At 48.5% G+C, this 24545-nt stretch carries 20 protein-coding genes; 13 read left to right on the forward strand and 7 right to left on the reverse strand.

Annotated features, from left to right (window positions below; all coding sequences use genetic code 11):
• Nucleotides 1-38 precede the first annotated feature (38 nt).
• From AB3R30_RS12615 to AB3R30_RS12625, 3 genes are all read left to right on the forward strand, one after another.
• Nucleotides 39-533: a thiol-disulfide oxidoreductase DCC family protein gene (locus tag AB3R30_RS12615; protein WP_458649542.1), complete on the forward strand. Its 495-nt coding sequence runs from the start codon at nt 39-41 to the stop codon at nt 531-533.
• A gap of 193 nt (nt 534-726) precedes the next feature.
• A complete protein-coding gene (locus AB3R30_RS12620; RefSeq protein ID WP_458649543.1) occupies nt 727-1467 on the forward strand; it encodes a DUF928 domain-containing protein in 741 nt (246 codons plus the stop codon).
• Nucleotides 1468-1551: 84 nt separating this feature from the next.
• Nucleotides 1552-6294 carry a CHAT domain-containing protein gene (locus AB3R30_RS12625; RefSeq protein WP_458649544.1) on the forward strand — a complete coding sequence of 1581 codons (4743 nt, stop codon included), beginning with the start codon at nt 1552-1554 and terminating at the stop codon, nt 6292-6294.
• Between the two features lie 13 nt (nt 6295-6307).
• Here AB3R30_RS12625 and AB3R30_RS12630 read toward each other — a convergent pair whose 3' ends face one another.
• Nucleotides 6308-9067, reverse strand: a complete 2760-nt coding sequence (locus AB3R30_RS12630) for an AAA family ATPase (RefSeq protein WP_458649545.1) — start codon at nt 9065-9067, stop codon at nt 6308-6310.
• Between the two features lie 318 nt (nt 9068-9385).
• Here AB3R30_RS12630 and AB3R30_RS12635 point away from each other — a divergent pair, with 318 nt between their 5' ends.
• Nucleotides 9386-10051, forward strand: coding sequence for a L,D-transpeptidase (locus AB3R30_RS12635; RefSeq protein WP_458649546.1), 666 nt, complete (start codon nt 9386-9388; stop codon nt 10049-10051).
• A 78-nt stretch (nt 10052-10129) separates the two neighbouring features.
• Here the strand turns inward: AB3R30_RS12635 and AB3R30_RS12640 are convergent, their stop codons facing one another.
• Both AB3R30_RS12640 and AB3R30_RS12645 read right to left on the reverse strand, forming a co-directional pair.
• Nucleotides 10130-10681 carry a late competence development ComFB family protein gene (locus AB3R30_RS12640; RefSeq protein ID WP_458649547.1) on the reverse strand — a complete coding sequence of 184 codons (552 nt, stop codon included), beginning with the start codon at nt 10679-10681 and terminating at the stop codon, nt 10130-10132.
• Between the two features lie 116 nt (nt 10682-10797).
• The gene (locus AB3R30_RS12645) at nt 10798-11580 is read right to left on the reverse strand and encodes a M23 family metallopeptidase (protein WP_458649548.1); all 783 of its coding nucleotides are present in this window, start codon (nt 11578-11580) and stop codon (nt 10798-10800) included.
• 218 nt (nt 11581-11798) lie between these two features.
• Between AB3R30_RS12645 and AB3R30_RS12650 the strand changes: the two genes are divergently transcribed.
• The gene (locus tag AB3R30_RS12650; RefSeq protein WP_458649549.1) at nt 11799-12224 is read left to right on the forward strand and encodes a gamma-glutamylcyclotransferase family protein; all 426 of its coding nucleotides are present in this window, start codon (nt 11799-11801) and stop codon (nt 12222-12224) included.
• A gap of 38 nt (nt 12225-12262) precedes the next feature.
• On the opposite strand, the gene AB3R30_RS12655 is transcribed toward AB3R30_RS12650, so the two are convergent.
• The 4 genes from AB3R30_RS12655 to AB3R30_RS12670 form a co-directional block, all read right to left on the reverse strand.
• Complete coding sequence (locus AB3R30_RS12655) at nt 12263-12847, reverse strand: anti-sigma factor family protein (protein WP_458649550.1); 585 nt, start codon at nt 12845-12847, stop codon at nt 12263-12265.
• 204 nt (nt 12848-13051) lie between these two features.
• Entirely contained in the window at nt 13052-13711 is a 660-nt protein-coding gene (locus AB3R30_RS12660) for a sigma-70 family RNA polymerase sigma factor (protein WP_458649551.1), read from the reverse strand.
• Between the two features lie 92 nt (nt 13712-13803).
• Nucleotides 13804-15468 carry a sensor histidine kinase gene (locus tag AB3R30_RS12665; protein WP_458649552.1) on the reverse strand — a complete coding sequence of 555 codons (1665 nt, stop codon included), beginning with the start codon at nt 15466-15468 and terminating at the stop codon, nt 13804-13806.
• A 187-nt stretch (nt 15469-15655) separates the two neighbouring features.
• A complete protein-coding gene (locus AB3R30_RS12670) occupies nt 15656-16147 on the reverse strand; it encodes a YajQ family cyclic di-GMP-binding protein (RefSeq protein ID WP_458649553.1) in 492 nt (163 codons plus the stop codon).
• A 275-nt stretch (nt 16148-16422) separates the two neighbouring features.
• Here AB3R30_RS12670 and AB3R30_RS12675 point away from each other — a divergent pair, with 275 nt between their 5' ends.
• The 8 genes from AB3R30_RS12675 (at nt 16423) to AB3R30_RS12710 (ending at nt 24446) form a co-directional block, all read left to right on the forward strand.
• Nucleotides 16423-19662 carry a DEAD/DEAH box helicase gene (locus AB3R30_RS12675; protein ID WP_458649554.1) on the forward strand — a complete coding sequence of 1080 codons (3240 nt, stop codon included), beginning with the start codon at nt 16423-16425 and terminating at the stop codon, nt 19660-19662.
• Nucleotides 19663-19668: 6 nt separating this feature from the next.
• On the forward strand, nt 19669-20511 hold the full coding sequence (locus tag AB3R30_RS12680) for an SWIM zinc finger family protein (protein ID WP_458649555.1): 843 nt from the start codon (nt 19669-19671) through the stop codon (nt 20509-20511).
• A 663-nt stretch (nt 20512-21174) separates the two neighbouring features.
• Nucleotides 21175-21393: a DUF2811 domain-containing protein gene (locus AB3R30_RS12685; RefSeq protein ID WP_458649556.1), complete on the forward strand. Its 219-nt coding sequence runs from the start codon at nt 21175-21177 to the stop codon at nt 21391-21393.
• 183 nt (nt 21394-21576) lie between these two features.
• Nucleotides 21577-22164 (forward strand): protoporphyrinogen oxidase HemJ, encoded by a 588-nt coding sequence (gene hemJ / locus AB3R30_RS12690; protein ID WP_458649557.1) that lies wholly within the window; start codon nt 21577-21579, stop codon nt 22162-22164.
• 77 nt (nt 22165-22241) lie between these two features.
• Entirely contained in the window at nt 22242-22778 is a 537-nt protein-coding gene (locus AB3R30_RS12695) for a hypothetical protein (RefSeq protein WP_458649558.1), read from the forward strand.
• Between the two features lie 59 nt (nt 22779-22837).
• Nucleotides 22838-23014: a DUF6888 family protein gene (locus AB3R30_RS12700; RefSeq protein WP_458649559.1), complete on the forward strand. Its 177-nt coding sequence runs from the start codon at nt 22838-22840 to the stop codon at nt 23012-23014.
• A complete protein-coding gene (locus tag AB3R30_RS12705) occupies nt 23014-23226 on the forward strand; it encodes a DUF6887 family protein (protein WP_458649560.1) in 213 nt (70 codons plus the stop codon). Before AB3R30_RS12700 ends, AB3R30_RS12705 begins: the two co-directional genes overlap by 1 nt.
• Nucleotides 23227-23351: 125 nt before the next feature.
• Nucleotides 23352-24446 carry a TIGR03790 family protein gene (locus tag AB3R30_RS12710; RefSeq protein WP_458649561.1) on the forward strand — a complete coding sequence of 365 codons (1095 nt, stop codon included), beginning with the start codon at nt 23352-23354 and terminating at the stop codon, nt 24444-24446.
• Nucleotides 24447-24545 lie beyond the last annotated feature (99 nt).

A 24545-nucleotide genomic window follows, 5' to 3' on the forward strand; every position in this document is an offset into this window, starting at 1 on the left:
TTTGGTATGTCTCGTTTGGAACAGGTTAGAAACACGTTATGGCTTCATCAAATACTTCGCTTCATCCCGTAACTGAAGCGACTCAAGCGGCTTCGGATGGCTCATCAAACTGGAAAATCAAGCTGCTTTACGACGGTGAGTGCCCGTTGTGTATGCGCGAAGTGAATTTTTTGCAAAAACGCGATGCGGGTCGCGGACTGGTGGCATTTGTAGATATTGCTGCCGATGACTACACCGCAGAAGCGAATGGCGGTGTAGATTTTGAGACGGCAATGGGGCGGATTCACGCTGTATTGCCTGACGGCACCGTGGTTCAGAAAGTGGAAGTATTTCGCCGTGTCTATCAAATATTGGGGATGGGATGGATTTACGCGATCACCAAGCTTCCCGTCATTGGCTGGCTAGCAGACGTTTTGTATGATTTTTGGGCAGATCGGCGGCTTGCCCTAACAGGACGCTCTAATTTGTCAACGATTTTGGCTGAACGCCAACAGCAACAGGAGTGCAATGAAGCAGGGCGCTGTCGGCTATAGGAATAATCGGCTATAGGAATAGGTGGAACATAATAGAGCTAGGGTTAGTCATCTCTCATTAGTCATGTGCAATTGGGTGCTTCTTTTCGCCTACCTATTAGGAATTCTATGAGGAATTGCTGAATTTATGACTGGCGGATGTCTAGCTATTTAGCTTTTCATCCCTATCCGAATGTTTTAAGGACTATTTTCTATGGTTCGCCCTTTTTTCGGTAAAAAATCTATCATGGCATCGATCGCTCTAGTGATAGGGTCGGCGATCTCGATTTCGCCCCTAGTTGCCCTAGCTCAACAATATACCCCTCCTAGGCGGGGCATTCCAGGACGACGAGACGGGGCAGGCACCCGCAGTCCTGATGCGTGTGTTTCTGGCAGAAAGCCGCTCATGGCACTGTCTCCAATCGATAGTTTTAGCACTACGACTTCTCAAACTCCAACGCTGTTTTGGTATATCCCTCAAACGAATGCTGGGATGGGAGAACTACGAATCACAGACGATCACGATAAAGATATCTACAGCGCTCTGATTCCGTTAAATGGGGGCGCAGGGGTATTCAGTCATGTGTTGCCTAAGTCCGTGGCCACTGATATGGAAACAGAAAAAGATTATCGCTGGCAGTTTGCGCTGATCTGTGATTCTATCCAGCCATCGAAAAATCCTTTTGTGGAAGGAATCGTGCAGCGCGTGCAGGGGAATAGTGGGCTGAGCATGGCTTTAGAAACGGCGTTTGATGTCCGCGATCGCGCTTCAATTTATGCGGCGGCTGGCATTTGGCAAGACGCGATCGCCACTTTGGCACAGGAACGCTGCACCAGTCCTAAAGATCCGGCTCTGCTCACCAGTTGGAATACATTGCTAAAATCGGTACGGTTAGAAGCCTTTGCCCAAGAACCCCTAAGCCATACCTGTACGATGATGAGCGAAAAGAAATAGGGTGATAGGCGTTAAGAATTTTGCAGCGAAACGACCATCTTGTTTTTGAGGGTGCTACAACGGTCACAACATTGAGGTCTCGGTATGCACCCTCCAATTTCGCTTGTGATTACGACTTATAACCGAGAAGCCTTTTTAGATAAGGCGATCGCTAGCGTTTTGCAGCAGACTTATAGGGATTTTGAGCTACTGATTTGGGATGATGGCTCTACCGATGGCTCTTTTGAACTGGCTCAAGCGTATGCTCAACGCGATCAGCGGGTGCGGGTTGTTAAAACCAAAAATCATGGGCGAGTAGCAGCGCTAAAAGCCGCCATTACCCATACCACTGGCACCTATCTCGGCTGGCTTGATAGCGACGATTGGCTGGCACCCACTGCCCTTGAAAAAACGATCGCCGTTCTGGATGCTGATTTCACTGCTGGCATGGTTTACACCGACTATGTGGAGGTGGATGAACAGGATCAACGGCTGCAACTGGGGCATCGTTGTTCCATTCCCTACTCGAAGCAGCGGTTGCTGGTTGAGTTCATGACCTTTCACTTTCGCTTGCTGCGGCGATCTCTCTATGAACAAGTTGGCGGTATCGATGGCTCCCTAGACTTTGTGGAGGATTATGATCTTTGCTTGCGCCTATCTGAAATTACCCAAATCCGTCGTGTTCAAGAGCCACTTTACTACTACCGTATCCATGGTGGCAATGCTTCGCATCTTCTTCATCTAGAGCAAACCCTCCGTAGTCGAGTCGTCATCGAACGGGCACTTCAGCGGCGCGGTATGACTCACACCCACAAATTGGAGATGGAGCTTCCAGCAAGGCGTTTCATTTTGCGGCAGATCTCGACAGTGTCCCCAGTCCGCTCCCATTCCGTCGCCCATTTGGTTTCTCTTATAGCAACGATGCCGATTCTTGCGGGGATGGGAGCGCCTGCCCACGCCCAAATTGCGCCTGCGGCGGATGGCACTAATACTATTATTACTCCTGCTGGCAACCGTTTTGATATTGGTGGTGGCACTTTGTCGGGCGATCGCGCTAACCTGTTCCACAGCTTTGAGCAATTTGGACTCAATCCAGGACAAATTGCCAACTTTCTTGCCAATCCCCAACTGCAAAATATTGTGGGGCGCGTAGTGGGCAATAGCCCTTCGGTAATCAATGGGCTGATTCAAGTTAGCGGTGGCACACCTAATCTATTTTTGCTCAACTCCGCTGGAATCATTTTTGGGACGAATGCTAGCCTGAATGTGCCTGCTTCGTTTGCTGCAACCACTGCCAATGGGGTGAGCTTCGGCAATGGGGCTGGGTTGAATGCGGTAGGAGCCAATGATTACGCAACGCTGAATGGAGCGCCCACCAGATTTACGTTTTCTGCCTTGCAACCGGGGGCGATCGTCAATGCAGGTAATCTCGCCGTTGCCCAGGGGCAAAGCCTCGCCCTAATTGGCGGCAATATCGTCAATACAGGCACCCTCTCGGCACCGGGAGGCACTGTTACGATCGCCGCTGTTCCAGGGCAAACCCTGGTGCAACTCAGCCAGCCCGGAAGCCTCCTCAGTCTGGAATTTCAGCCTATTACTACCTCCTCGACCGTTGCCCCTGCCCCTTCTTTACCAGCACTGCTCACGGGCGGCAATTTGGTGGGTGCCACCGGGCTAGCAGTGAACTCTGATGGCACAGTGCAGTTGACTGGTTCGGGGGTGACGATTCCAACCGCAGCGGGTACGGCGATCACCGCTGGGTCTATAAGCGTAGCAGGGGAAACGGGGGGCAATGTCGCCATTGTGGGCACCCAAGTTGGCTTAGTGGGAGCCACCATCGATGCCTCTGGCAGCAATGGCGGCGGCACCGTGCAAATTGGTGGCGGATACCAGGGCAAGGGTACGCTACCCAATGCAGCACAGACCTACATCAGCAGTGACTCTCTCATCAAAGCCAATGCCACCCAACAGGGGAATGGTGGGCGGGTGATTGTTTGGGCAGACCAATCTACCCAGTTTGGGGGCAGTATCAGCGCTCGTGGGGGAGCCGCAGCAGGTGATGGTGGCTTTGTGGAAGTATCAGGTAAGGAAAACTTGCTCTATCGCGGCATCGTCGATACGACTGCGCCCAAGGGCACCATTGGCACATTTTTGCTAGACCCAGTAGACATTTTTATTCAAGCGGGAATTGGGGCAAGCGGGTTTACGGGGCAAACGCTGTTTGCCGATCCGGGACCCACAACGATTTATCAAAGTGAGCTAGAAGGGGCTGGGTTTGCCAATACCAATCTGCTACTTCAGGCAACCAACAGCATTACCTTTGATCCCGCGATCGCTGCACTCGTGTTTCAACCGGGCGCAGGCAGCATTACATTTCAGACTGGGGGCGCAATTACCATGGCTCCCACCACAGCCCTCATTGCGAGTACCCGAGATGTCACCTTTATCGGTGGCACCCTTTCTCTGCTGGGAACGATTAACACCTCTGCCTTTATCGGTCCAATTTTTGCGTTTGGTAAGGGGGGAAATATTACCTTGCAGGCAACGGGCAATATCACCGCTGGCGATTTGATTGGCAATGGGTATGGGGGCAGCGCAATTCCAGTTTCCGGGGGAGCAATCACGGTTCAAAGCACTATTGGAACCATTGATGTGAGAACTATTTCCTCATCCTATAGCGCAGCAACTTTTGGTAGCCCCGTGAGCGGCAACACCGTCACCTTGACTACGGGCAGCAACGGCGGAAATATTAGCTTTGAGAGTATTGATACCCGTGCAACCCCAGGAGGCTTTGAACCTCAATCGGTGGCTGGGGGAAGCGTTATTATTGCGGCAACAGGGCAGGTGCGGGGAACGGGAGAAGTTAATACAGCCCTAGGCAATACCATTATCACCAGTGGGGTAGCAGGGGGAACTAGTGGCGAGATCCGCATTACCCATGATGGCGGATCGACCAACCAGCCTTTTACCGTACAGAATGGCGCGATTACTGCCACCAGTGGCAATGGCACCGCCTTCGCCTTGAATGCTGTTGATCCAGGTGCTGTTGATGCGCTGATTTCTGGGCAAACGTCTGACTTTTCTCCGACTCCTTTCGCCACCTCAAGCGGCAAGATTCAGATTACGTTTAAGAACGATACCCCAACGCTGAACCCGATCGCGCCCTTACCCGTGATTCCTCCGAATCAATCGCTCAACTTTTCGGTGGCATCCTTGGGGCTAGTTCTCGCTGATCTAAATGCAGACAATCCCTTGTTTCTGCGGGTGGCATCGATCGCGCCGGGAGCTATCCTCACAATTAATGGAGTAGTTGCAACTCCAGGAAGTTTGATTCCTGCCGATGGCACCCTGGGCTATACACCGCCCCTTGGTTTTGTGGGGCTATTGAGCAATGCCTTTTCTATCACAGTAGACGATCGCATTTCTACCTCGGCACCACGAGCGATCGCTCTAACAATTCAAGCACGCGATACTCCTAGTATTCCCGATATTCCTAACCTCTGTGCATTGACGACTTGCCAGGTACTCGATCCCAAATTTAATAATCCGATTGTGTCAGAATTTTCTCTTGAGAGCGTTAACCCTGAACAGCGCTTTACCAATGCGTTTTCAGTTTACTTAGGGCTACCTGAACCAGCCCCTAAATCAATTGACGAGCAAAAGGAAATTGCCCAAACCATTGAGCGGGAAACTGGGGCAAAACCTGCTTTTCTATACATTAGCTTTGTGCCGGAATCTCTGAAGGCAACGACTGGCGACATTTTAAGCGGGACGGGGGGCAATGTGAGCAACGGCGATCGCGATACCGATCAGCTTGAAATTTTGGTCGTGACTGCGACAGGTGATGTCATGCGGCGACGGATTCCGGCGGCAACCCGTGGCAAGATATTAGCAGCGGCGCAAGCGTTTCGGCTGGAAGTCTCTGATCCGCGTAAGACCCGGACTAAACGCTATTTGGAGATGGGGCAACAGCTTTATGGTTGGTTGGTTGCGCCTGTGATTGAGCAACTTCAATTGCGCAAAATTACCAATCTTGTGTTTCTGATGGACACGGGGCTGCGATCGCTCCCCGTTGCCGCGCTGCACGATGGAAAAAACTTTCTGGTAGAAAATTACAGCATCGGTTTAATGCCAAGCCTTAGTCTGACGGATACGCGCTTTCGGAAGGTTCAAGACTTAAAGCTATTGGGGCTAGGAATTTCTGAAAGTACGGATGGGCAATCTCCTCTGCCAGCCGTGCCCGTGGAAGTTTCTATCCTGGTAGATCAGCTTTGGTCGGGGCGATCCTACTTGAACGAAACGGCGACCCTCGCAGCCTTAAAAAATGCTCGACAGCAGCAGCCCTATGGCATTATTCACTTAGCGACTCACGCCGACTTCCAGCCTGGTAGCATTGGCGACTCATTTATTCAGCTATGGAACGAGCGGCTGCGAATGGATCAGGTGCGTCAACTGGGCTGGAACAATCCACCAGTAGAATTGCTGGTATTGAGTGCCTGTTCAACGGCATTGGGCGATCGCGATGCGGAACTCGGCTTTGGCGGACTCGCGGTGCAAGCGGGCGTGAAAACTGCTGTTGCAACCCTATGGGCGGTCAATGATGTGGCAACCACCGCGCTAATAACCCGATTTTATCGCGAGTTGCAATCAGCACCGATCAAAGCTGAAGCGCTCCGACAAGCCCAAATTGCCATGATTCAAGGACAAATATCGATTGATGGCACCCAAATTTTAGGCGCAAAAGAAACCCCAATTCTATTACCAGAAGATGCATCAATCACCCGCGATCGCGTCCTCAACCATCCCTACTACTGGGCACCCTTCACCATGATCGGCAGCCCGTGGTAAAACTCAAAACTTCTTACCCTTCTCGTTCCACCAAAATGATATTTTCGGTGACTTTTTCAAAGGTGTCGTCGTGGCTGATGACGAAGAGTTGACGGAAGGTTTTGATGTTGGCGATCGCTTCGGCAAGTTGATCACGGCGCATTCGATCCATGTTGGTGGTGGGTTCATCGAAAAAGGCGATGTCGATGTCTGCCAGGATTTTAAGCAGCGCCAGCCGAACCGCGAGGGCAGCGCACATCTGTTCGCCGCCGGATAGGTTGACAAAGCGACGGGGATGGGCACCTTCTTGAATCACAATTTCGTAATCTCGCGTCCATTGCAGGCTGACATTGGGACGGTTGAGCAATTCTCGCAGGAGTTTGTCGGCTTCACGAGAAATACTGTAGATGTAGCGCTCGGTGATCCGGGGTCCAGCGTCCTTGTAGGCTTTGCGGGCGAACTTGATGAAGCGCTCAGTTTTCTTTTTCTGATCTAAAGCGGTTTGGGCGATCGCCCGTTTTTGGCTGACGGCTGCTAGTTTGCTCAATTGCTGATCTAGTTCTGCCAATAGTTTTAGCTCGACGGGCAACAAGGCGCTAAGGGCAACTTTTTGATCATTCGCCGCTTGGTATGCTGCTTGAACGGTTTGAAAATGGTTTGGGTCAAACGTTTGCTGGAGGCGATCGCGTTCTTCTGTGGCGTTGAGTTTTGCCTGCTCCAATTGTTGTAGACCGGCAGTAGCTTCCTCAACCTGCTGCTGGCGCTGTTTGCGAGTGTTTGCCAGTTCTCGCTGTGCCATATAGTTCTCGTAGGAAGTCCGATGGCTATCTTTAATCGTCTGCTGAGCTTGCACTTGGTCTGAAAGATTGGCAAAGGCAGCAAGTTGAGCATTGATGTGGGCGATCGCGGCTTCTAAAGTGCTGAGGGCAGATTGAAGCTGGACGGCTTCGGTTTGCACGGTTGCCGCCTGCTGCAATTCTTCCTGTCGCAGTTGAATCCGCCCTTTAGGATTGTTCAGCGTTTCTAATTCTGCTGCTAGGGTTGCCTGCTGTTGGCGCAAATCGGGTTCTGCGGTCAGGTGATTTTGTAGCTCAACCAGGCTAGTTTGCAAATCCGTTTGCTCTTGGCTGAGTTCCGCCTGATTATCCAACAGTCGCTCCAAGTTGCTCACCTGTGCCTGATGCTGGCGTGCAGTTTGCAGGGTTGTTTGAATCGTCTGCAACTGTTGTTCTAGTTTCGTGACAGCGGTTTGTTCTGCCAGATCATCCAGAATAGTTCGCAGCGCTGCCATAAACTGATGCTGACAAAGGGTGCCGTTTTTCAGGGTAATGAGTACGGCTTCCAGATGAGGTGCCCACAAAGGAACTTTTTGCTGGATATCTTTGAGCGTTGCGGTTGCCTGTTGTACCTGGCTATTAAAGCGATCGCCTGCTGCTTCGGACTGCATAAACAATTGTTGTAAATCGGCTTCAAATTGGCTGGCGGCGACAATTCGGCTGAGGTGTTGCTGTAAGCGCTGCTGCTGTTGTTCTAGCATCGGAATTTCATCCACCGATAGCTGCAACTCTCGCAGTCGGATAATTTCTTTGGCAAGCTGAGTTTGGCGAGTTTGCGTTTGCGCGAGTCGTTTTTCCTGTTGCTGGAGGGTTTGTCGCTGACTAAGGCAGTTTTGGAGATGCTGAGTGATGAGTTGGTGCGCTTTTTCTAGCTCAATTTGGCGGTGGGCAAGCGGTTCTAGCTGCTGGATCTCTTGCTGAGCATTAGCGAGACGGGCAAGCTGGACGGTGACTTTGGCAAGGGCAGTTTGGCGATCGCTCAGGTGAGCTTCTTGTTGTCGCCGTGCCTTTTGGAGCCTTTGTTCGGCTTGGCGCTGCTGCTCTAGGTCGCGCTGGGCGACCTCTGCTGCCAAAAAAGCCTGATACCCTTCGCGCTGCGCGGTACAAATCGCCACGGCTGATTCTGCTTGGGCAAGGTCATTCTGCGATCGCTGCAACTGCACTGTTTGAGTTTGGTGCTGGATTGCCAATTGCGCTAGCTGCGTGTCCAACTGCTGCGATCTCGTTGCCAGTGCTGCCAAGGTTTCCTGCTCTTGCTTCAAATCAGCTAGTCGCGCTTCTGCCTGCGATAACTCCGCTTGGGACTGAGCGATCGCGGTTTTTTGCGCAAGTCGTTTCTGCTGTAACTCCTCTAATTGCTGCAACTCCTCATCGTAATAGGTGATTTCTCGCTCCAACCTTTCCACCTGATTTTTGGCATATTTTTCCAGGTCGTTAAGCTGCTTATAGGTCTGCTGATATTCTTCAATCTTAAGAATTTTGTCGAAAATCGGCTTGCGTTTTTCCCTAGTTAGCAAAAAGTCTGCGGTGAAGGTGCCCTGTGGAACGCCAATCGTGCTAGAAAAAAGCTGGCTCAAATCGGTGCCGGGTGAAACGCCCAAATGCTGCCGCAGCCAGGGCAACACTTCTTCTTTAATCCGGCTGTAGGGCAAGCGCTCGTTTAGCTGAGGATCATACAGGGTATAGCTTTTAGTTGTGCAGCGATGAACTTCGTAGGTGCGTCCATCGCGGGTCGAGACAAAGGTCACTCGCACTTGGGCACTCGATGCCCCGTTGCGGATCAGGTCATCTTTGTTGTAGTCGCCAGAATAATCAAACAAAACCCAGGCGATCGCTTCTAAAATACTGGTTTTGCCTGCGCCATTTTCACCACAAATCGCGTTGGTGCCCGGTTGAAACGCAAAATGGCGATCGCTATGGGACTTGAAATTATTGAGCGTAACCGAAAGAATTTCCATAGACTATCCAGAAACAGAACCGCGATCGCTCTCTCAGTAGTATAAGTGCCCTATCAAGTAGGAAAAAGGAAAAAGCTTTTAATTCCTTAATCTCAACTCTGTCATTATTTTTCTGAGAATGATTGAGCCTACTAGGGGGATAGGATACTCTTGATCTAAGAGGCAGTAAGAAAGTTTTGAGTTTTAAGTTTTGAGTTTTAAGTTTTGAGTTTTAAGTTTTGAGTTTTAAGTTTTGAGTTTTAAGTTTTGAGTTTTGAGTACAAAGCTCTGCTTTTTGCATCTGCCTTCGCCTCTCGCCCCTTGCTCCTCGCCTTAAGTATGCCCATTAGACAAAAAGACGATGCGATCGCGCGCAGTATGATGCTGTTGTGCTTGGGAACAGCAGGAGTGCTGGCGTTGGCTCAATCGCAGAGAATAGCGGGGCGTTTTGCCGTTAGCAGTTCTCAAGTTGCTTCTTTTTCAGATCCAGAGCGATCGCAGCAATCGCTGGTTGTCATAAAACAGTCTATTCAACCTCTTACGAACCCCGATCCCCAACCCACTGACCCGTTTCCAGCCCTCCCCCCAGAAGCAAAATCCGAGACTGTAGCTAAAACAGATGCTCGTGTAGTTGTGAATTTGAGTGAACGACGGGTTCAAGTTTATCGGGGTAGTCAACTGTTGAATAGTTACGCGATCGCAGTTGCCAAACCGGGCTGGGAAACGCCAACGGGCACCTTTCAAGTGTTAGAAATGGAGCAAGATCCTACCTGGGTACACCCGATCACTGGAATTACCGTTCCACCTGGAAGCAATAATCCCTTGGGGGCTGCCTGGATTGGCTTTTTGTCGAATGAAGCAGGCGAAATTGGCTTCCATGGCACCAACCAAGAAGAGCTAATTGGAGAAGCAGTTTCCCATGGCTGTCTGCGGATGCGAAACGAAGATGTGAAAGCCCTATACAGTCACATCGCCACGGGAACACCAGTGATTGTTGAGCAATAGGGACGAGGAAACAGGGAAGAGAGGGGTTTGGAATTAGGAGATACTACTCGTGTTTATCCTGTTCCCTATTCCTAGCCCCTACTTTGAAGGTTCAGTCGGTTGTTCATACCCTGGAGCATAGGCTTGAAGGAGAGCGCTCACTTGGGTGAGAATTTCGTCTCCTGAACTCTTACCAATCACCTGCCGCTCTGGAAAGAATTCAGGACGGTCAAGATTACGGGCGATCGCTTCTCCTACTTGTTGAGCAATCAAGGCTTGCAGTTCCTCTTTTGCCCGCTGTCGTTGATAGTTTGCCCCTTCCTCCGTCGTGGCATAGAGCGGCGGTAGACGGTTCAACCCATAGGCGGCGATGTCTCCTAAATCTAGGGTGCGATCGCTAGTGGCTTCAATTTCGGCAACGCGGGCGATCGCCTCTGTTAATACCAACTCTTCCATCACATTAATAAACTGCTTTCGAGGAACAGCAACCACTTCTCCAGTCAAAAGTGCGCCCATTAAGCGATCTAACGCCATGTACTCTTCAATCGAGAGTTCTGAGGCAGTATCACAGATGCGTCCCACCTCTGCCTCCATTGCTGGGGTCAGATACCCATCTTGCAGAGCTTGTTCAACAATCTTTTCGATGCTCATAGAGCCTCCTACACCTCTTCCCTGGCTTAAACTAGTGATTTGCTTTAGTAGTCTTGAATAATGGTGCCCTAGATTGCGTCTAGTAGACCACTTTCATCAAAACCTTAAAGAAAAAATTATTCAAATCCTACCTCACGCCATGGAGATGGATCGACTGATAACCCATTTACATACAATCCCCAATGTAAATGGGGTCCTGTCACGCCGCCCGTTGCGCCCACGGATCCAAGAACTTGCCCCGATCGCACAAAGTCTCCTTCCTTCACATTAATGCGGCTGAGGTGAAGATAAATCGTGGTCACTCCTTGTCCGTGGTCAATGCCAACGGTATTGCCGTGGAGCTTAAAGCCTTCAGAAACTCGTCCCACAAGCGCCACCCGTCCTGGCGCAGGAGCCACTACTGGAGACCCATAGGCTCCGGCGTAATCAATTCCACGATGGTAATAATCTTTGGCAAAAACCCCATTGTAATACCGCCGAATGCCATAGCCAGAGGTGACGGGTCCTTGGTTGGGGCGACGAAAAGCACCCTGCCAAAGTTTTTCAGGAGTCACAAGTTTTTTAAAGGCATCCACGCGATCAAATTCGCGATCAGTACCATCACTGCCGCTGCCTGAGATCCGAATAGATTGGGTCGGAAATTTGCGATTGGCAAGCTTCAAGGTGACTTCAGCCGTTTCGCCGCCGCCCGTAGCCCGAATGGTCAAAGTGCCCGGTTTATCTAGCGGAGTGGTGGGTACAAATGCCCGAAATTGATTAGCACCGCTCAAAAATGTTTGATAGGTTTGTTTGCCAACAGATACTTGAGGAGTTGCATTAATGCTGACATCATCGTATTGAGCAACTACTCGTAAAGTATCCCCCAGTTTGGGATTAGTCGGGGTCACCTTAAGCTGCATCGCTATGACCGCGGAATCAGGAATGAGGGCGATCGCACTTCCTAGCATCAACCCGAATATCACTCGTTTTGATGTTGAAACAAGTGGTTGGTTGAGAAGTATATCGTTTGTTTGTGGCGCAAGGGATAAACGGAACAGGAACATAAGCCGATGTTATGCAACTTAATAGAAATCAATTCCGTTAAGAGTAACCTTCAATCGCGGCTATTTTCTACTAAATGATCAAAGTTTTTGTCTATGGAACGCTCAAACCTGGAGAAGTTAATTACCATGTGTGCGATCGCTGGGTAATAGAAACCTGTCCAGCGATCGCGTTTGGAACGATTTATCAGCTTCCTTTTGGCTATCCAGCAATGGTCGCAGGCGGTAGAAACCTAGTTCAGGGAGTACTGCTATCGTTTGCTGATTCTGCCATTTTGCAGGAGCTAGATGAGTTTGAGCAGCATGATCCTAATTTGTTTCAGTGCTATTTTCCTGAATTATCGCTTGATGCCCATCAATACGAACGACAAGCGATCGCAGTACATAACCCAAAAGGCGTGTCTCTGGGAAGTGCTTGGGCGTATCTAATGACATCTACTCAGGTACAGCAGATCAACGGAGTCTGGGTGCCCAGTGGAGACTGGCGAAGCATAGAATTCTAGAGACTCAATTAAAGGGTCTTGACAAAAAAGCTTTGCCGTTAACGAACATTATTATTTGAGTCGCGAGACAGGGAGGATGGCGATACGCTCTCCGCTTGTGCCGCTACAGGCGTTTTAGAGATGGCAATTAACGGTTCATCTAACGCAATTAACAAAGGTTCTGGTTTCGCAGCCGTTTGAGTTTGTGCCGGATCTCGTGACGATTGCGCCATTTGGAAGAATGGAGAGCGATCGCCCATCAAGCTGGTGGAAATAGCCCCTACAGCAACAGCTGCCAGTGCAACTCCACCCCAAATGACAGAAAAACGAGGACGGCGATCAATCCGGGCTAGGACTGCATCAACGGTTTGTTGAACTGCTTTTTCATCCGTGCTTGGAACAGGCATCGCCTGAAACGTTTGTCTCAACCGAAGCAATCGGGTATGAAGCTTCTGTACGGTGGGATCGTTGGCTAGCCATTCTTCGACAGTGCGGCGTTCATCCGCAGTCACTTCGCCATCCATGTAAGCGCTTAGCATTTCAAACCGGTCGCGCTGTACTGCATCTAGCGATCGCGCTGAAGAATTGGAATCAGCCGCAGAAGGCATTTGTTTGGAGTTGGAGGAGTCAAAATTAAATGTCATTGCAACATTACACTGTGGTTGTGAAGGAGTACACCCAATGCTCAACTAAAGCATAGAGAATTTGTCTAGAAAAAACAAACTTCGTAAGATGGATTTTGAATAATCGGGTTAGCGGGTCTAGATAGATTAGGGGCAGTCGCTGACTGATTGAGGCAACGCCAGGGAGGGCAGTTGTTGAAATCTATTACTTGTTGAAATCTATTACTACTCTCCATCCAAATAGCCTTGCAATTGAGTTTGCAGCCGTAAACGCGCCCTAGCAATTCTAGATTTGACTGTGCCGAGAGAGACCCCCGTAATTTCAGCAATTTCTTCGTATGCCAGACCTTGAATTTCGCGCAGTACGATAGTGGTGCGAAACGCTTCTGGCAAATCCGCGATCGCGGTTCGCAACTGATCATAGAACTCTTGAGACGTTAAATCTTCATCGGGTCCAGGGGCATCCGATGCAACATCCCAACTCATTTCACCATCCTCCATAGAGCGGGGCGCATCTAACGATAATGGCGTTGCATGACGTTTGCGCTTTCGCAACTCATCGTAAAACAAGTTTGTGGCAATCCGGCTGAGCCAGCCCCGAAATTTGGCTGGTTCCTGTAATCGCTTAACATTACGATACACTCGAATCCAAACTTCCTGCGCCAAGTCTGACCGATCTTGCCAATCAGGAGCCAAATGGTATAGCACCCGTTCAACATGAGATTGGTATCGCCGCATGAGTTCTGCAAAGGCAACCTTATCAGGAGAATGATCGGTTTGACACTGCAAAATTAGATCGTAATTAGAGAGTTTGTCTGCTTGCACTGGCACCTGGGTAGATGTAGATTCCACCGATGACCAGGATAGCCGAAGTGAGTGATTCATGGACGGAACTTTACTCTAGTAGACATTCCATTTTTTATGACGGGCTGTTTTGAAGAAGGTTCCCATGAATCAAACAAGCTTGAAGTTGTCGGCTACACCGTAATGATTTTGCTGCTTTCCAAGGGCGATCGCTCCAGTTCTAGGGGCAGATAAACCGTCATAATTTCTCCAGCTTTGGGGCGCTGTTTGACCGTCAGCTTGCCGCCGATCGCCTGAAACAAACTTTTCGTAACCGACAGGGTAAGGCTGAGGCTGCCTGTTTCCGGTTGGAACATCAGCATCCGACCGATTGACTTAGGAGACGGTTTGGGCAACGTGCCAAACAACCCCTTACAAGCACTTTGGCTAGCGGCATCTAGGAGAGATTGCAACTGGAGTTTAAGCTGATCGCCTGCTAGGGTGACATCAATTTGAATGTGGCTACCCGCAGGCAAATTGCGGGTAAAGCGCTCGATTAAACTCGTGAGAACCTGCTCTAGCATCGTTGGGTCGCTAACGACGGCAGGCATGGTTTCAGGAACAACAATGTCTAAGGTCATCTGGCGTTGGCTTGCCTGTTGCTGCCACCGAGGAATGCTTTGTTGAAATACATCGACCACAGAAGTACGAATTAAAGATATTTGAGGTGGATGGGTGGCAGTCGTTTCCAGTTCCATTGCGCGAAAGATCAGCCCAAACCGATCAATCTGTTCGCTACATTCGCGATCGATAATACAAAGCCGTTTCAACACATCAGGGGATAAATCAGTGCGTTTGAGCAGCGATCGCGTCAAGGTGCGAATGGTGGTCAACGGGGTGCGAACTTCATGGGCGATCGCCTGCACCAATTCCACATCTAAATGCTTTTCATCCAATTCGCTTGGCACTGGGATTTTTGGATTATCGGAATTCAACCAAGCAGTATTGTGACTATCAATATTGTGATCACTCTCTATTTTTGGGACTTGATTTGAGCCATTAAAGCTTTTTATTTGAGCAATGGTTTCTAGCGGCTCATCTTCCAAGACGGTGGAATTTTCCAACATCAAGCGGCTAAACTGCATCACCGTTTTATAGTCTGGAGAAACGGGTGAAAACTGATGAACCCATTCATCTAGGCGATCGACCTGATGAGAAGTCATCAGCAAGATGCGCGGACGAATCACCTCCCAAGCCTGCTGCACCACTTCGGGCACAAACGAAAACAAAAAGGCAGGTTCCTGAGTCAAGGTTTCGCCCAACACCATGACTAAGCTAAACCAGGGAGTCATCACTAAACAAAATGGTTCAGCCGCCAGGGGATCACCTGGTAGAAGGGGCAGCACTGGCAACGGATGGTCACTAGCAGACGATGCCGATTCTGCCGGAAGCAACTGAAACGGCATCCAGTGAGGCGAATGCAGAGAAGTGGTTGCTAAAGTGCGAGTTGCAAATTGCTTAACTATTTGAGGATGGTTAAAAACGGGGGTAGGACCCGATAAAATCATGCCAGAAATTGCTTGATCGCCGATGCTATCTCCTGTTGGAAAAACGGTTTGGGCGGCGACATAAGCGGGCGTTTTTGGAACAGCCACATGTTGTTGTAAAAGGATATTGAGCGCCGCGATCGCCCCATACCATTCACGCTCTGCTCGGATGTGCTGCAAAGCGACGCGGCTACCTGACCGCTGAGATGATCCAAACTGACCATTTTCTGCTTGCTCTACTGAGCCAATCGTCCAAGTTGGATCATTGAGTGCAATCACTTCACTTAGAGTTGGCAACAACCACTTCGGCACGCCCTTATCCCTCTTTATCCGGTTTCAGTACTAGTAGGCTGCTTAAAATTGCAAATTCCATCCAAGCAAATTCATCGATTCTGAAGCTTGAAATTAGTTGGATGGCGATCGCCTACTACTATGAAGTTAGCTGGAATTTCGGATAAGCGATAGTCGCCAAACCGAACCTTAACGGTCGCGATTGCCGCTAGCGATAGTTGGTAAATTGTAGAGGAGTTGGATAATCTTCTTGCTTTAACCGTTGGATCACGTCTTGCAAATCATCTTTAGATTTTGCGGTAACCCTCACCGTGTCACCCTGAATCGAGGCTTGGATTTTGCTAAATTCATCGCGAATCAGTTTAGAAATTTGTTTGGCGAGTTCTTGAGAAATTCCTTTTTTTAATTTCACTTCTTGCCGCACACGAGTTCCACTGGCAGATTCGACCTTGCCATAATCAAAAATCTTGAGGGATAGGTTGCGCTTAATCGCTTTGGTTTGAATTAAACTGTTGACTGCATCTAAGGTGAAGTCACTGTCCGTGTTAATGGTGATTGCCTCTTCACCCAATTCCACAGTGGTTTTAGTATCTTTCAAGTCATAGCGGTTTTGAATCTCGCGGGTGGCTTGATCTAGGGCGTTGACTAGCTCTTGGCGATCGAACTCACTAACAATATCAAAGGAGTAGTTGGCAGCCATCGGTGAATGTTTAACGTGAGGGTCTTATTCTGTTTTTGTATCACAGTAAGTGTGATCTGCGACGTTCTTGGAAAAAAATGCTACAGATTAATGCAATAGATTAATACAACAGACGCGATCGCCCGGTTAGACAATCACAGCTATGGGAAAGGTAGCAAAGTAATTTTTGCATTATTTTAAAAATCACGATAGAAACTGCCTAAATCGCCAGTAATGGCTTGTATTCAGAATTTAGGTTTGATAGATTCAATCCAATCCTCTCAGGCAGTTGAGTCATGAAGATTCTTCACGGCACCTGGATTCCCGCAGCAGAAGCAGACTTTATCCAGACTGGGGCATTTTATTTGTGGGTGGAAACTACGGAGACAGCGCGTAAATCCAGCAAAACCGCCACCGCCCATCCTCGGCAGCTTGCTAAAGCGAGTTTGGCAGAGTTTTTAACGACTGACCTAGGGATTAAATCCCCTGTCCCGACCACACGGCAACCATCGGAACTGGGGATTTCTCCCCAATATTTTCTCTTGCCCACGATCGCTGATCAACCATTGCCGTCGCTGGAACTGGCGCGTTATCTAGAAACGGAGTTGCCAGAAACTTTTGATTGGCAATACTGGCAGGTGGATTGTTATAAAACGACGGCAGCGATTAAAAACGGCTATCACTACACTCCGGTGAATAGCGTGATTAAGGTGCTGAATGAGTTGCACTTTCTGACGCTGCACCAATTGGCAGATGTGCAACTGGGCGCGGATCTGTTGTTTTGGTATCACTACACCCAGGCGTTTAAGCAGGTAATTTTGCGCGATCGCTATATTCCAGCGCTCAAATATCGATCGCTTGCCACCCCAAAAACGTCCCGTGCGACCAAATCTACGGCTAAATCTGCGACCCGCGCCAAAAAGCGAACCGCTAGCACCACAGGCGAGTCGTCCGATTTTGAAATTTATGCCGCCTGGGAAATTTTATCAGAGCAGTATGAAGCCGAGATTGAGCAGTATGCAGAACTGATGCCGCTAGTATGCGCCGCCGGGTTTGCTGCCCCGCCAGATGAACCCCGTTTGCATGACAAAGCCACTTTACTCCGCCACTTTTCAGAATGCTTACTAACAGAAGTAGTGACTCATTCGCCATCCACAGCAGCGTTTGATAAGAAAGTTGCCGATTCCCTGCTGGAATTGTGCCTGTCTCCTCAACACAGCACCACGCCAAACCGGGCAGCAGAAACTTTAGAGTGGTATCAACAGTGGAAAATCTGGCGCGATCGCATTCATCGCAGCCAAGCTGAAATGCCGTTCCATTTGTGCTTTCAGTTAAAGTCGCCGGACAAGGCAGAGGAACCCTGGATTTTAGAGTTTCAGGTTGCTGCTAAACATGATCCGTCGCTGCGAATTGCCCTGTTGGACTATTGGCGGATGCGATCGCCCCAACAAAAGCAGTTTCACAAAGATTTTGGCAAAGATTTTGAGCAAGTGCTGTTGATGAACCTGGGCTACGCCGCCCGCATTTACTCCGCGCTGTGGGCAGGACTAGATACCGATCAGCCGATCTCAATCTCGCTCACTGCCGATGACGCGGCAACCTTCCTTAAAGAAACCGCCTGGGTGCTAGAAGAAGCGGGTTACAAGGTGATCGTGCCTGCTTGGTGGACTCCCAAAGGTTGGCAGCGCGCCAAAATTCGCCTCAAAGCCAGCGGACGAAAAATCGGCAGTAACAGCAAAAGCAAGAGTTATTTTTCCTTCGACACCCTGGTGGATTATCAATATGAACTGTCCATTGGCGGGGAAGCCGTGAGTGAAAAGGAATGGCAGCAGTTAGTCAACGCCAAATCTTCGCTGGTGCAGTTCCGGGGGCAATGGATGGAATTAGACCCCGATAAAATGCAGCAAATGCTGGAGTTCTGGAAAAAACACAAGCAAGAACACCCCGAAATGGGCTTGCTGGACTTCATCAAGCTGACGGCAACGGGGGAAGATGGCTTTGAGTTTGAGGTGGATCACGACCAAACGCTGACGGAAATGCTGTCGCGACTGAACGATAAAAGCGCATTGGAAGTGTTGCCAGAGCCGCAGCCGTTTAATGGCACTCTGCGGGAATATCAAAAACGGGGCGTTTCCTGGCTGCACTATCTCGAAAGTTTGGGGCTAAATGGCTGTCTGGCAGACGACATGGGCATGGGCAAATCAGCGCAGGTGATTGCGCGATTGGTGCAGGAGCGAGAAGCGGGCGAGACACTGCCGACGCTGCTGATCGCGCCTACGTCTGTGGTTGGCAATTGGCAGAAGGAGATTGAAAAGTTTGCACCCCAGTTGCGATCGCAGATTCACCACGGCAGCGATCGCGTTCAAGATGGCAAAGAATTTAATGCGATCGTCCAAAATTGCGATGTGTTAATCACCTCATTTACCCTGGTACGCAAAGATGAAAAACTGCTAGGAGATATCCATTGGCACCGAATTGTGATTGATGAAGCACAGAATATTAAAAATCCCAAAGCGGCTCAAACGAAAGCGATTTTGAAACTCTCAGCCGATCACCGTTTAGCGTTAACTGGAACTCCCGTTGAAAATCGCTTGCTCGACCTTTGGTCTATTTTTAATTTTCTCAATCCAGGTTACTTAGGTAAAGAAGCCTACTTCCGTAAGACGTTTGAAATTCCGATTCAAAAAAACAATCAAAAAACTCGTTCTATAGTTCTAAAAAAACTAGTCGAGCCATTCATTCTACGGCGAATAAAAACCGATCCTACGATCATTCAAGACTTACCGGATAAGGTAGAACAAAAACTATTTTGCAATCTCACAAAAGAGCAAGCCTCACTTTACGAGGCAACCGTTAAAGATATTGAGAAGAAACTGAATGAAACCGAGGGCATTCAGCGAAAAGGATTGATCTTGGCAACATTGCTAAAACTGAAACAGATTTGCAATCATCCACGGCAGTTTTTGCAAGACAACAGCGAGTTTACCCCAGAGCGATCGCACAAGCTAGAACGTCTGACTGAAATGGTTGCCGAAGCCATGGAAGCCGGGGAAAGTATGCTGGTCTTCACTCAATTTACTGAGATTGGGGAAGCCCTGGAAAAATATTTGCGCCATCTTCACTACAAAACCTACTACCTGCACGGCGGCACCAACCGGGTTAAACGAGAGCAGATGATTGTTGATTTTCAAGACCCTGAAACAGACCCCTCGGTGTTCATTTTGTCCTTAAAAGCAGGTGGTGTGGGTATCACGTTGACTAAAGCCAATCATGTGTTTCATTTCGATCGCTGGTGGAACCCTGCCGTGGAAAATCAGGCAACCGATCGCGCGTTTCGGATTGGGCAAAAGAAGAATGTGTTTGTTCATAAATTTGTCGCGATTGGCACTTTAGAAGAACGAATCGATCAGATGATCGAAGATAAGAAAAAACTGGCTGGCGCGATTGTCGGCTCGGATGAATCTTGGCTAACGGAACTCGATAACGAATCCTTTAAAAAACTGATCGCCCTCAACAAAAAAGCCGTAATGGAGTAAGCTACAATGCCGACTTTTAGCCGTACTTGGTGGGGACAAAAATTTATTGATTCATTGGAATCATTCACCGATTCGGGTCGCCTCAGTCGGGGTCGTTCCTATGCCCGTGGCAATAAGGTGAAAAGCTTTGAGATCAAGGATGGCATTGTCAAGGCTCAAGTGCGAGGTAGTGTCAATCCTTACTATGGAGTTTATAAGGAACCGCTGTACAAAACAGTGGTAGAGATTCAGCCGATTAGTGCGGCAAAGTGGGCAGCCGCGATCGCCCTGATTGCTTCCAAAGCCAGCTATATTTCTAAGCTGCTGCTGAACGAAATGCCCGACACGATTGAGGATGCTTTTCTCACCTTGGGGCTAAATTTGCTGCCGCGCAAGCGATCGGAGTTTAAAACAAGCTGCTCCTGCCCCGATTATGGTGATCCTTGTAAACATGTGGCGGGTGTTTGTTATTTGCTTGCCGCTGAATTCGATCGCGATCCCTTTCTAGTCTTTGAACTGCGCGGACTGTCTAAAACCGGATTGCAAGCCGAACTCGCCAAATCTCCCCTCGGCATCGCGCTCTCGGCTGAACTCTCTACGCAAGCGACTGATCCTGCCCCGGTCGAATCTTACTATACCCAGCCCACAACAACTCCCCTTTCACCTGAAACCAGCCTGAGGGAATTCTGGCAAAGTCCCAAACGATTTTCCGCCTTGCCGGAACCGACTACTCAAATTACAGTGCCAGCGATTTTGATCAAAAAACAGGGCGATGCCCCCGCATTTTGGCATAAAGACGCTTCCTTCATTGCCACAATGGAAGAACTCTACGAACGAGTAAAAACCAAAAATCGGGATGTGTTGGAATGAACTACCCCACTACAAGCAGACGAGGTAATTCATTTTGGTATCAAATCTCATTACTCAGTCCACTTTTTGCTTTTTTGCAAACAAATTTTTGACTTTTTTTATCTTTTTGGCTGTTTGCAATTCTTATTATTCACAATAGTTTTCCTCATCGATTCCACAGGCTTTCCACAAGTTTTCCACAGACAAGCCCAAGGTTTTCCACAGGTGAAGAGATAGTTTTCCACAGGGAGAAACGGATCGCTGGGGTTGTGAGCTATTTGGAGACCTTTGGCATTCAAAGGTAACTTGAGTCGAATCAGTGGAAAAAGAATGAAGAACTGTAACGGGGATCAGGCTCAAATGCGGATTCTTTCGTAAAGAGCTTTTTTCTTCAATTAGGAACTAGAGTTTCTACTAGATTGACAACTGGTTTGAGGCTATACACAATGAGGCAAATTACCTCTAATCAGTGTTGTGTCGATCACTGAGCCAATGATTAGGTTCTAGGCATTTGTCTTTAAAACGCACGGTAACACTGTGTCAGTTTTTGCAGATTACGAGAGGTGTAGCAGTTTTCTCTAACATTTTTAGGTGCAATATTTTTGTGTGCAATATTTTTGTGTGCAATATAAGGTTTATCGCTTTTTTACTTCATCTGCTTTCGCACAATGAGGGTTTTGTCTAATGACTATTAGTATTTTGGCAGAGATTCCTGAGGAACTTCATGGAGCGCTTTCTTGCTATTTAGAAACCCATGCCAGTTGGGATCAAGATCGGTTGTTTGCAGCGGCTTTATCTCTTTTTTTAGTTCAGAATGGAGAGAGCGATAGTACAAACGCTAATTTATCATCTCAACAAGCTGCACGAGTGTACTTGGATTCGGTCTTTCAGCATCCAGTTTAGGGATTGTAGAGTTTGATTTCAAATTATGGGTAATTTTACCGCCGCAATCCAAAATCTGAAATTCTAGAAAGGGCGAATAGAAGTGATAGGTTGAGGATCTGGGTTTTGGCTGGATGTGTAGATCACAAATAGATAGTCACCATACTGCGATCGCTCAATCTGAAGTTCTAAAAAGGATTTAAGATGGCATATTTTTGGTTCAAAGCGTTTCATATCGTCGGCATTGTTTGCTGGTTTGCGGGCATGTTTTATTTGCCTCGGCTGTTTGTCTATCATGCGGAAGCCTACGAGCAGCCAGAACCTGCACGCAGCATTTTAACCAGCCAATATCAGTTGATGGAAAAGCGGTTGTATAGCATCATCATGACTCCGGCAATGCTATTGACGATCGCCATGGCGATCGGGTTGGTGACCACTGAGCCAGCCGTGATGAAAGAGCCATGGATGCACATTAAGCTCGGCTGTGTGCTGCTGCTAGTGGGCTATCATCACTACTGCAAGCGGATTATGAAAAAGCTAGCGGCGAACGAATGCAAAATGACGGGGCAACACTTTCGCTGGTTTAACGAAATTCCCACAGTGTTTTTTGTCATCGTTGTCATGCTGGCGGTGTTCAAAAACAGCCTGCCCATGGATCTGGCAACCTGGCTGATTGCGGCAATGGTGATTGGCATGGTGGCGGCAATTCAACTCTATGCCCGCAAGCGCCGTCTTGCTAGCGAACAGGTAAACTCTACTGCGGCGATCGGTAGCCCCGAAGGATCGGTTTAGGTTAGTTGATCTGATTTTTTGGTAACTCTGGGAATACTGCAAGTTAGCAGAATCTAACCAATGAACCTGGAGTCCACATGCACGATGAGCGGCAATGGCTGAGATTGCCAGTAGTTTCTGAAAGTGCTGAGTATCTCGCCATGGGGTATTTAATGAGGCGTAACATCTTGGCGTATAAAGCCCCGCCAAACAATGAGGGTTACGATTTAATTTGTATTCATCCAGATCCAAGACGCAAGCCTCAAGAGAACGAACAATCACAGATTAGAATTCAAGTTAAAAGTCGATACGCGACAGATTGCGATCGCGGCTTTCCAATTAAAGACAGAAGCCTTGATGCATTCGATTTTCTGATTATCGTATTCCTCAATATTGGAAAGTTCTATGGAAAGAACGATGGCTTAAATGGCAGTAGCGAAGTTGAGTTTTATACTCTGCCGAATGAGTTTATTAGAAAACATCACAATTCCAGTTCGGCATGGCAAAAAGTTAAGTTGCGGGGCTTAGAAGCAGAAATTGAGCAGTACAAGGGAGAAAAAGGATTTGAGCAGGTTGCACAAGCTTTAGGTCTTGTAAGACCCACAAAAGATCGAAATGTAACTACAGCAGTTTAATTTGGTTAAACTCAAAACACTCGTTAAAATAGGAATCAAAGCTGGAGTGAGTAACCAGAGTGCCTACTGTTGCTCAATTAGAAAGTTTATATCGCGTTAGCTATCAATTGACCTACATCATGCTTCAGCCGATCCATCTTATCTGTGTTGATGATCGGACTCGAAATGTATATGTTCTAGCTGGATATGATGAAAAGCTTGAGTTTGAAATCGTGATAAACGGGGAGGTGTTTTGATGAGTCCAGTGAATTATGACGCAATGTCTGATGCTGAGTTAAAACATTATTTTCTGGAGCATCGTCAGAATAAATCTGCTTTTCAGGCGCATTTGGACAGAATCAATCAGCGTCCACGATCGGTTATCGCAAGACCCGATGACCTTGATTTTGATGAGAAGATTCAAGCAGCGATTCGTCAAAAGCTTGAAGCATCATCAGGAAACAGGTAATACCATAGCGCAGCGCACGAAATGGAGCGATTGGTTTCTATTTTTCGTTGATCGCTAACAGTAAGTAATCGTTTTTAGGGCGTAGCGATACGCCTTTTTAATGCGTTTAAATTGGGAAAAACTGGATGGCTATGAAAGCAGTGTTTATTGGCATGAAAGCTATTTTTTCCCAACGATCGCCCCACTATTCAATTTATGGGATTCTGGCAGGACTACTCATCTCCACTCTACAAAGCTGTGGAGCGATCGCCGATTTCACCACACCCAACCCTCAAGCAGCCTCGCCCTTTGCCAAAGAGCTAGCGGTGATTGTGAACCAAGCCGATCCGTTGAGCGTAGAGATTGCCCGATATTATCAGCAGGCACGGGGGATTCCTGCGGAGAATATGATCGTGGTGTCTTTTGATCCAAACCAGCGATCGCTGTCTCCAGAAGAATTTCAAACTCTCAAAGCAGAAGTAGATCGTAAAACGCCAGACTCGGTTCAAGGGTTCGCGTTAACCTGGACAGAACCTTATCAAGTCGGCTGTATGTCAATTACGGCAGCTTTTACTTTTGGGTTCGATCAGCGATTTTGTGCGAACGGCTGCAAGCTGACTCAGCCCAATCCCTACTTTAATCAAGACAGCACCAAGCCATACACTGACTTGCGGATGCGCCCCACGATGGCGATCGCGGCGACCAGTTTTGAGCAGGCAAAAGCCTTGATCGATCGCGGCATCGCAGCCGATGGCACAAACCCCAAAGGCACTGCCTATCTACTTAGCACCAGCGACAAAACCCGCAATCGTCGCGCGCCCGGCTATCAATTTGTCACTCAGCAGATCGCGCCGTTCTTTAATACCGTGGTGATCAAGAGCGATACCTTAGAGAATAAGCAGGATGTCATGTTTTACTTCACAGGCGTAATTCAGGTGAAAAAGCTGGAAACTCTTCAGTTTCGACCTGGCGCGATCGCTGATCACCTCACGTCCTTTGGCGGTGTTCTTACCCATAGCTCTCAAATGAGCAGCCTCCGCTGGCTAGAAGCAGGCGCAACCGGCAGCTATGGAACCGTCGTGGAACCGTGCAATTTTCCTCAAAAGTTCCCTTTCCCCGCGATCGCAATGCACTATTACCTGAAAGGAAACACTCTGCTGCAAGCCTACTGGAAAAGCGTTTCCCAACCCGGACAAGGCATTTTCATTGGCGACCCCTTGGCAAGACCATTTGGAAAATAGTTTTGAGTTTTAAGGTTTGAGTTTTGAGTTCTAGGACAAAGAGAAGCTCCTGAAAGCCTTGCCTGGAAGAACCGGATCACCTGAAATGAGATCGGGTAT

It is taken from the genome of Sivoneniella epilithica UHCC 1019 (assembly GCF_040830845.1).
Taxonomy (GTDB): Bacteria; Cyanobacteriota; Cyanobacteriia; order Leptolyngbyales; family Leptolyngbyaceae; genus ULC077BIN1.